The 10000-nt window shown below is 38.6% G+C and carries 4 protein-coding genes and 2 rRNA genes; 4 read left to right on the top strand and 2 right to left on the bottom strand.

Annotation, left to right across the window (positions count from 1 at the left end):
• Positions 1-41 precede the first annotated feature (41 nt).
• Both FC55_RS09290 and rrf read left to right on the top strand, forming a co-directional pair.
• A 23S ribosomal RNA gene (locus FC55_RS09290) occupies positions 42-2957 on the top strand.
• Between the two features lie 76 nt (positions 2958-3033).
• Positions 3034-3150 (top strand): 5S ribosomal RNA (rrf, locus tag FC55_RS09285).
• 106 nt (positions 3151-3256) lie between these two features.
• On the opposite strand, the gene FC55_RS09280 is transcribed toward rrf, so the two are convergent.
• Complete coding sequence (locus tag FC55_RS09280; protein ID WP_003700709.1) at positions 3257-4249, bottom strand: LacI family DNA-binding transcriptional regulator; 993 nt, start codon at positions 4247-4249, stop codon at positions 3257-3259.
• An 18-nt stretch (positions 4250-4267) separates the two neighbouring features.
• Complete coding sequence (locus tag FC55_RS09275; protein WP_003700710.1) at positions 4268-5758, bottom strand: sucrose-6-phosphate hydrolase; 1491 nt, start codon at positions 5756-5758, stop codon at positions 4268-4270.
• A gap of 402 nt (positions 5759-6160) precedes the next feature.
• Here FC55_RS09275 and FC55_RS09270 point away from each other — a divergent pair, with 402 nt between their 5' ends.
• Entirely contained in the window at positions 6161-8095 is a 1935-nt protein-coding gene (locus FC55_RS09270) for a sucrose-specific PTS transporter subunit IIBC (RefSeq protein WP_003700711.1), read from the top strand.
• A gap of 114 nt (positions 8096-8209) precedes the next feature.
• Positions 8210-9955 (top strand): alpha amylase N-terminal ig-like domain-containing protein, encoded by a 1746-nt coding sequence (locus FC55_RS09265; protein WP_003700712.1) that lies wholly within the window; start codon positions 8210-8212, stop codon positions 9953-9955.
• Positions 9956-10000 lie beyond the last annotated feature (45 nt).

The following is a 10000-nucleotide window of genomic DNA, read 5'->3' as shown; positions in this document are numbered from 1 at the left end:
TAATCGCTAAACTCATAACCTATTATCGTTAGATAATATTAGGTTAAGTTATTAAGGGCGTATGGTGGATGCCTTGGCACTAGGAGCCGATGAAGGACGTGACTAACTGCGATATGCTTCGGGGAGTTGTAAGTAAACTATGATCCGGAGATTTCCGAATGGGGAAACCTAACAGGTTTTACCGCCTGTTATCACTAAGTGAATTCATAGCTTAGTTGAAGGTAGACGTGGGGAACTGAAACATCTAAGTACCCACAGGAAGAGAAAGAAATTCGATTCCCTCAGTAGCGGCGAGCGAACCGGGAAGAGCCCAAACTAAGAAGCTTGCTTCTTAGGGTTGTAGGACTGAACATTTGAGTTACCAAGAAATGAAGTAGTTGAATAATCTGGGAAGATTAGCCAAAGAGAGTGATAGCCTCGTAAGCGAAACTTCGTTTCCTCAGTTCAGGATCCTGAGTACGGCGGAACACGTGAAACTCCGTCGGAATCCGGGAGGACCATCTCCCAAGGCTAAATACTACCTAGTGACCGATAGTGAACCAGTACCGTGAGGGAAAGGTGAAAAGCACCCCGGGAGGGGAGTGAAATAGTTCCTGAAACCATATGCCTACAAGTAGTCAGAGCTCGTTAATGAGTGATGGCGTGCCTTTTGTAGAATGAACCGGCGAGTTACGTTAGCGTGCGAGGTTAAGGAGGAAAGTCCGGAGCCGTAGCGAAAGCGAGTCTGAATAGGGCGAGATAGTACGTTGACGTAGACCCGAAACCAGGTGACCTACCCATGTCCAGGTTGAAGGTGCGGTAAAACGCACTGGAGGACCGAACCCGTGTATGTTGAAAAATGCTGGGATGAGGTGTGGGTAGAGGTGAAATTCCAAACGAACTTGGAGATAGCTGGTTCTCTCCGAAATAGCTTTAGGGCTAGCCTCGGAGTTAAGAATCGTGGAGGTAGAGCACTGTTTGGACTAGGGGCCCGTCTTGGGTTACTGAATTCAGATAAACTCCGAATGCCACAGATTTATATCCGGGAGTCAGACTGCGAGTGATAAGATCCGTAGTCGAAAGGGAAACAGCCCAGACCACCGATTAAGGTCCCAAAATATGTGTTAAGTGGAAAAGGATGTGGAATTGCATAGACAACTAGGATGTTGGCTTAGAAGCAGCCACCATTTAAAGAGTGCGTAATAGCTCACTAGTCGAGTGATCCTGCGCCGAAAATGTAACGGGGCTAAACACATTACCGAAATCGTGGATGTACCGTAAGGTACATGGTAGGAGAGCGTTCTAAGGACGGCGAAGCTAGACCGTAAGGACTGGTGGAGTGCTTAGAAGTGAGAATGCCGGTATGAGTAGCGAAAGATCAGTGAGAATCTGGTCCACCGTATGACTAAGGTTTCCTGGGGAAGGCTCGTCCTCCCAGGGTTAGTCGGGACCTAAGCCGAGGCCGAGAGGCGTAGGCGATGGATAACAGGTTGAGATTCCTGTACTGGTTAAACTTGTTTGAACAATGGAGGGACGCAGGAGGCTATCGATGCGTACTGTTGGATATGTACGTTCAAGCAATAAGTCTGTAGATGAGTCAAATGCTTATCTACTTAAGGACAAGTTGTGATGAGGAGCGAAATTTAGTAGCGAAGTGAGAGACGTCACACTGCCAAGAAAAGCTTCTAGTTAGAGTTTAATCACCCGTACCGCAAACCGACACAGGTAGTCGAGGCGAGTAGCCTAAGGTGAGCGAGAGAACTCTCGTTAAGGAACTCGGCAAAATGACCCCGTAACTTCGGGAGAAGGGGTGCTGAGCGCAAGCTCAGCCGCAGTGAATAGGCCCAGGCGACTGTTTATCAAAAACACAGGTTTCTGCAAAATCGTAAGATGAAGTATAGGGGCTGACGCCTGCCCGGTGCTGGAAGGTTAAGAGGATGGGTTAGCGTAAGCGAAGCTCAGAATTGAAGCCCCAGTAAACGGCGGCCGTAACTATAACGGTCCTAAGGTAGCGAAATTCCTTGTCGGGTAAGTTCCGACCCGCACGAAAGGCGTAACGATCTGGGCACTGTCTCAACGAGAGACTCGGTGAAATTATAATACCCGTGAAGATGCGGGTTACCCGCGACAGGACGGAAAGACCCCATGGAGCTTTACTGTAGCTTGATATTGGGTGTTTGTACAACTTGTACAGGATAGGTAGGAGCCGTAGAAGTCGGAACGCTAGTTTCGATGGAGGCATTGGTGGGATACTACCCTCGTTGTATGAACACTCTAACCCTCGCCGGCAATCACGGCGGGAGACAGTGTCAGGTGGGCAGTTTGACTGGGGCGGTCGCCTCCTAAAAGGTAACGGAGGCGCCCAAAGGTTCCTTCAGAATGGTTGGAAATCATTCGCAGAGTGTAAAGGCATAAAGGAGCTTGACTGCGAGACCTACAAGTCGAGCAGGGACGAAAGTCGGGCTTAGTGATCCGGTGGTTCCGTATGGAAGGGCCATCGCTCAACGGATAAAAGCTACCCTGGGGATAACAGGCTTATCTCCCCCAAGAGTTCACATCGACGGGGAGGTTTGGCACCTCGATGTCGGCTCATCGCATCCTGGGGCTGTAGTCGGTCCCAAGGGTTGGGCTGTTCGCCCATTAAAGCGGTACGCGAGCTGGGTTCAGAACGTCGTGAGACAGTTCGGTCCCTATCCGTCGCGGGCGTAGGAAATTTGAGAGGATCTGTCCTTAGTACGAGAGGACCGGGATGGACATACCGCTGGTGTACCAGTTGTTCCGCCAGGAGCATCGCTGGGTAGCTAAGTATGGATGAGATAAACGCTGAAAGCATCTAAGTGCGAAACTCACCTCGAGATAAGATTTCCCATTACGTAAGTAAGTAAGATCCCTGAAAGATGATCAGGTAGATAGGATGGAAGTGGAAGTGCTGCGAGGCATGGAGCGGACCATTACTAATCGATCGAGGACTTAACCAAGTAGAGAAAACGTGAGTTTTCGGTGAAAGAGATAAATGATATCTAGTTTTGAGAGAATAAAATCTCAAGTAAATAGTGCGGTGATGATGGCACGAAGGATACACCTGTTCCCATTCCGAACACAGAAGTTAAGCTTCGTAACGCCGAGAGTAGTTAGAGGAACGCCTCTTGCGAGGGTAGGAAGTCGCCGTGCAAATGAGAGCTAGGAAGTAATTCCTGGCTTTTTTATTTATCTCATGAATAATAGAATAGATATATGCATAGTAAAAAGTTCCTACCGGTTTTCGATAGGAACTTTTTTAATTGTCTGAAATTGTTTTAGACTTAATGAATCTAATAGGTAAAATATAACTTTTTTGTTTTAGATCTTCATCAGGATGAGCAATTCTACGTTCTAGAAGTTTAACCAATAAAGCAGCAATATCTTTAGTAGGTTGAACAACAGTTGATAATTCAGGATGATATTGTTGGATAAATTTAGTACCATCAAAACCAGTTATCTTTAATTGTTCAGGAATATTAATACCAAGTTCTTGTGCTGCTTGAATGACTAGCAATGCAGTAAGATCATCGGTACATACGATTCCATCTGCTTTGTGCTCAGAAAGTAGTTGCTTAATTGCCATAATTTTGAGCATAGGTGTTTCTGAAAAAGATACAGGATGAATATGTAAGGTTAAACCTAACTTTTTAATTGTATCACGATACCCTGAAAGTCGATGGTCAGTTGGATTACCTTTTTGAACTGGATTACCTACAAAATATATATGTCGACAACCAGCATCGTACAACTCTTGAGTAGCAATAACTCCACCTTTATAGTTATCCGAACTAACAATAGGAACATTTTCAGATAAACTTCTATCAAAAGAAACGATTGGCAAACCAAATTCTTGATACTCATCGATACCTAAATTATGAGCACCGGCAATAATTCCATCAACTTGATTGGCTAAGAGCATTCTTAAATAAGAACGTTCTTTTTCTTTATTATAAGCAGCATTACATAAGATAACTTTATAACCATCTTCAAAAAGTTTATTTTCTATTTCTTCGACCAATTCACCAAAAAATGGATTGGAAACACCAGGAAATATTAAACCAACTAGATTAGTCTTTTTACCATGTAGCGAGCGGGCTAATGAGTTAGGTTGGTAATTTAACTCCTTCATTGCTTCATGTACTTTATTACGAGTTTTATCACTAATATAACCGTAATTATTAATAACACGTGAAACAGTTGTAGGAGAAACGCCAGCCTTTTTAGCAACGTCGCTTAATTTAGCTCGCATATAACTTTCACTCCTTAACTAAATATTTTTCATATTCCAATAGGTACCAGTATATTGTAGCTTTTTATCACTAATAAATGCAATCTTATTATTACCATCAGGAGCAAAAAATCTTGAAGTTAAGGTATGTCTACCATTATTAACAAAGATTTCGCAAACGGAACCGTCAACGAATATATCTAAGCTAAGTTGTTTGTTAGCTGGCAAAGCAATAGTTCTAGTTGTACCGTAATCTTCTGCGAAAGGAATACCAGCCTCACTACGATCTACTGTAAGGAAAGCATCATCAGCAGTAGAGAATTTAATTTCAATTCCTTGGGATAGATTTTTATTAGCTGCTAGGAATAATTTACCATTTTGACCAGCTGTAAGATCAAGTTTTAATTCATAATGTTTTGAAGCTGCAGAGTGGACAATTTGTTGGCCATCAAATACTTCTTCACTTCTAACAAGAGTTCCTTCTTCTCTAAGTGATGCCATAGCTGGAACAGGGCGTTGGTATAATTCACCATCAACTACAGATAATTCTTTAACCTGACTTAAGCAGTTAGCCCAGTTTTCACTATCAGTTGGATAAGAGATGTCAGGAAGTCCAATCCAAGAAATAGCATAAGCTTTACCATTAGGTGCATTGAATGCTTGTGTAGCATAAACATCAAAACCATCGTCAAGATTTAGAGGTGCTTTTTGATCAGTATTGAATTTAGCTTTGTCTAAACGAATATCTGAACCAACAATATACATATTAGGATAGATATTTTCATAATCAGCAACTTTCTTATCTAAACCTTGTGGGCAGAAAATAAGTACAGGTTGATCATCAACAAAGACTAAATTAGGGCATTCTACCATGTATCCCATTTCTTCTTCAGTAAAATCAAGATAACCTAGGTCTTGCCAGTTCTTTAAATCTTTTGAACGGAAGAGTGAGATTTTACCAGTCTTTGTTTCAGCATCTTGAGCACCTAAGATAACAAAGTATTCATCGCGATGTTTTAGTAATTGTGGATCACGAAAATGTTCTGTTATATGATCTACAGGTTCAATCATAGGTTTATCAAGTTTAGTAATATTGTTGTCCTTGTCCATGATCGCACCAATTTGATAAGGGTAACGAACCCATTCTTTACTACGATGATTACCAGTATACATTAAGAATAATTTATCATCGATAACACGTGCTGAACCAGAGTAAGCACCATGACTATCGTATTTAGTATCAGCATTGATTGCTAATCCGAGGTTCTTCCAGTGAACTAAGTCTGGAGAAGTTAAATGAACCCAAGATTTCAAACCATGAACTGCACCAAATGGATAAGATTGATAGAAAACATGGTACTCATCATTAAAGTAAGAAAAACCGTTAGGATCATTTAATAAGCCTGATTGAGGGCGAATATGATAAGACATTTGGTATTTTGAAGCTGTTGCTTGTGCCTGTAACTTCAGTAAAGTTTCCGCATCCCATTCAGAATATTTTTTATAACGTGATTCACGTGTCCATTCCATAATAATTCCTCCTATTATTGTAAACGTATTCTCATTTGTTATTATATTTAATATTGAAAAAACTGTCAATCGTATAACATAACTACAAGCATTATTATAGCATGTAAAAAAGCGATTAAATAAGGAATAAATCACTGAAATTGTCATGAAATATTGGATTTTTATCTGAAATAGAGATTTTTGAGCATTTTTAAGCCAAAATTGCTAAACGATATTCATAAAATTTAATTAAGTAGAGAAAATATAGATTTCATCAGCGTTTTAAAGGGATTTTTAAAAGAAATAAAATATTTTTTGTGATAAACGATTGACATATAATAAAAATGCGTTATCATAAATAGTGTAATAATCATTAAGCGTTTTCAAGAAAACGTAAATTTAGATGAGAAGGAAGTGTAGATCATGGATCACAAAAAAGTTGCTAAAAATGTAGTTGACGCTGTTGGTAGAGATAATTTAATCGCTGCTGCTCACTGTGCTACGAGATTACGTTTGGTACTTAAAGACGATAAGAAAGTAAACCAAGCTGCTCTCGATGCTGATCCAGATGTAAAAGGAACATTTAAAACAAACGGACAATATCAAGTTATCATTGGACCGGGCGATGTAAATAACGTCTATGATGAATTGATTAAAGATACAGGTTTAAAGGAATTATCTACTGATGATTTAAAGAAAGTTGCTGAACAAGGTCAAAAGTTTAACCCAGTAATGGCATTTATCAAGCTATTATCAGATATTTTTGTACCAATTATCCCTGCCTTAGTTGCTGGTGGTTTGTTGATGGCTTTGAACAACTTCTTAACTCAACCTGGATTATTCGGACCTAAGTCAATTGTTTCAACATCTCCAGTTATTAAGGGCTTATCAGACATGATTCAATTAATGTCTGCTGCTCCATTTATCTTCATGCCAATTCTAGTTGCAATCTCAGCTTCTAAACGTTTTGGTGCTAACCGTTTCTTAGGTGCTGCTATTGGTATGATTATGACTTCTCCAGATTTAGGTAAGACTGCTAAATACTGGGATATCTTCGGAATGCATGTTGCTCAAACAAACTACGCTTATCAGGTTATTCCTGTAATCGCTGCCGTATGGGTACTTGCCTTCTTGGAAAAGAGATTCCACAAGTGGTTACCAGCAGCTGTTGACTTCACATTCACACCATTACTTTCAGTTATGATTACAGGTTTCTTAACATTTACAGTAATTGGACCAGTTCTAAAGACTGTATCTGATATGTTAACAAACGGTATTGTATGGTTATACGACACAACAAGTTTTGTTGGTATGGGTATTTTTGGTTTAACATATTCTGCAATCGTTATGACAGGTTTGCATCAAAGTTTCCCTGCAATCGAAACACAATTAGTTACAGCATTTGCTAACGGACATGGTGCCGGTGACTTTATCTTCGTTGTTGCATCAATGGCTAACGTTGCTCAAGGTGCTGCAACATTCGCAATTTACTTCTTAACAAAAGATAAGAAGATGAAAGGTCTATCCTCATCTGCTGGTGTATCTGCTTTACTAGGAATTACTGAACCAGCTTTATTCGGGGTAAACTTGAAGTATAAATTCCCATTCTTCTGTGCTTTAATTGGTTCTGGTGTGGCAGCTGCATTTGCAGGCTTAATGCACATTATCGCAGCTTCAATGGGTGCTGCTGGATTTATCGGATTCCTATCCATCTATCCAAAATCAATTCCAATGTACGTTGTTGCTGAATTAATCAGTTTCGCTGTAGCATTTGTCTTGACATTTATCTACGGTAAAGGTCATATGAAAGAAGAACAAGTAGCTCCTGTTGTATCTGCATCTGAAGCTGCTGAAACAGAAGCAAAAGTTGAAGAACAAGTAGCTGCTGAAAGCAAATTAAACGATGAAGTTGTTGCATCTCCAATTAGTGGTGAATCAAAGAAATTAACTGACGTAAACGATCCTGTTTTCTCTACTCTAGCAATGGGTAATGGTGCTGCAGTTGTTCCAACTGATGGTACAATCTATGCTCCAGTTGATGGTGAATTAACAGTTGCTTATGAAACTAAGCATGCTTATGGCTTGAAATCAGATAATGGTGCTGAAGTATTAATACATGTTGGAATTGATACAGTTAACTTGAAAGGTCAACATTTCGAATCATTCGTAAAACAAGGCCAAAAAGTTAAGAAGGGCGACAAGTTAGGAACTGTTGATTTAGATGCAGTCAAAGCAGCTGGCTACGACACTACAGTAATGGTTGTTGTTACAAACACTATGAACTATGCTTCTGTTGATCGAGTTGACAATACAAAAGTAAATCATGGTGACGATTTAGTAGCAGTAACTGCAAGATAAGAATAGATTGTAAAAGTATCTGACTTAATTAGGGTCGGATACTTTTTATTTTTCTTAAAATGTAAGCGATGTTGTATAATAGTGCTAAGAGAAATTGTAAAGGTGGGATGTTAGTTGAATAAAGCAGCGATATTACATATACCAGCAAGTGAGATGGCTTATTATGAAAATAAGGATGAATTACACCTTCAATTACAATCAGCCCACAATGATTTAGCGGATGTAACGGTTTTGGTAGGTGAAGTTAGCGGAAATAATAACGATAGCTGGAGATATGAAAGCTTTTTTATGCAGAAAACTTTCGCAACTAGATATCATGATTATTGGGAAGTCATATTAAAATTAAACAAAAATGAAGCACAGTATGTATTTAAAGTTACAGATACTTACGGTAATGTGGGACTTTATGACGCCCAACGTTTATGTGAAGCTACGGAAGAAAATGCCAATTCACCACATGGATTTATCATTGAAAATAGAGATATGCGACAAGTAACGCAAATTCCAGATTGGGTTACAAAGACAGTCTGGTATCAAATCCAAATTGATAGATTTGCTAACGGCAACGATAATCTAGCTAAGTTATCCGAGAATGAAGATAATACAACTCAAATTTTAGGTGGAGATCTAACTGGTATTTTAAGTAAACTAGATTATTTACAAAATTTAGGTATTAATGGTATTGTGCTATCTTCCATTTTTGAAGGCGATGGGTCATTTAAATTAACGACTAACGATTTTTATAGTATTGATAGTCAGTTTGGCAATAAAGATCTCTTTAAGATGTTAGTCAGCAACTTACATCGTCGCAATATGAAAGTAGTACTAAAAATGAATTTAGCTTATTTAAGCGATAATTCGAGACAATGGCGTGAAATTCTAGAAGAGGGACAACATGCGAAATATGTAGATTGGTTTAATATTAAGGGATTTCCACCTAAATATAGCCAAGATCCACATAATAAAAATATTGTCAGAGCTAATTATAAATTTAGTAAGTTAAATCCACATTATCCAACATTGAATTTAAAAAATCCAGAAGTTCAAACATATCTAATTCAAGCAATAAAATATTGGGTAGAACATTTTGAAATTGATGGATTAATATTGGATCATGCTGATAAATTGAGTCGAGAATTTGTACATTTATTAAACCGAAATCTTAAGAAGATGAAACCTGATTTCTACCTAGTTGGAAAATCAGAAATGAGCAATACTAGTGTAGTTCAATTAGGAGATTTTGATGCGATGACAGATGATGCTTTAGGCAATTTATTATTGAATTTTGCTAGAGATAAGAAAATTGCCGCTAGTGAATTTAAGTATCAATTAAGTCGACAAATGTTAGCTCAAAATACCAAGTTAAGTCGAGTGACCTTAAGAACATTGGATGATCTAACATCTTCGAGAATTTTAACGCGCTGTCGCGAAAATAAAGCTTTGATGCGCTCCTTGTTAACCTTTATGTATTTATTAAAAGGTAGTCCAGCAATTACTTATGGAACAGAACTAGGGCTTTCAGGACATGATTTTCCAAGTAATCTAGTAGGAATGGATTGGAATCAAGAAGATCAAGATGACAAGATGATGCGTTTTATCAAAGTGTTGAATAATTTTAGGTTGCAAAACTATAAAATTCTAAGTGAAGGCAGTTTTGAGTGGGGCCAGATTAGTGATAGTTATGATTATGTAAGTTTTATCAGAAGAAAAGATAAAAGAAGATTATTTGCTTTATTTAATTTTGGCTACAATGGAATAAAATTTGTCTTACCTAAACATGCCAAATTAATTTTAGGTCAAAATATTGTAGATGAAAAATCCGAAATAGGTCAGTACGGATTTGTAATATTAGAAGCATAAAGTAAAAGCATATTTGGAATGAAGTGCCTTACAATTGTTAGACAA

The organism is Ligilactobacillus salivarius DSM 20555 = ATCC 11741 (assembly GCF_001435955.1).
In the GTDB taxonomy this organism is placed as follows: domain Bacteria; phylum Bacillota; class Bacilli; order Lactobacillales; family Lactobacillaceae; genus Ligilactobacillus; species Ligilactobacillus salivarius.
This window is presented reverse-complemented; position numbering and strand designations above follow the sequence as displayed.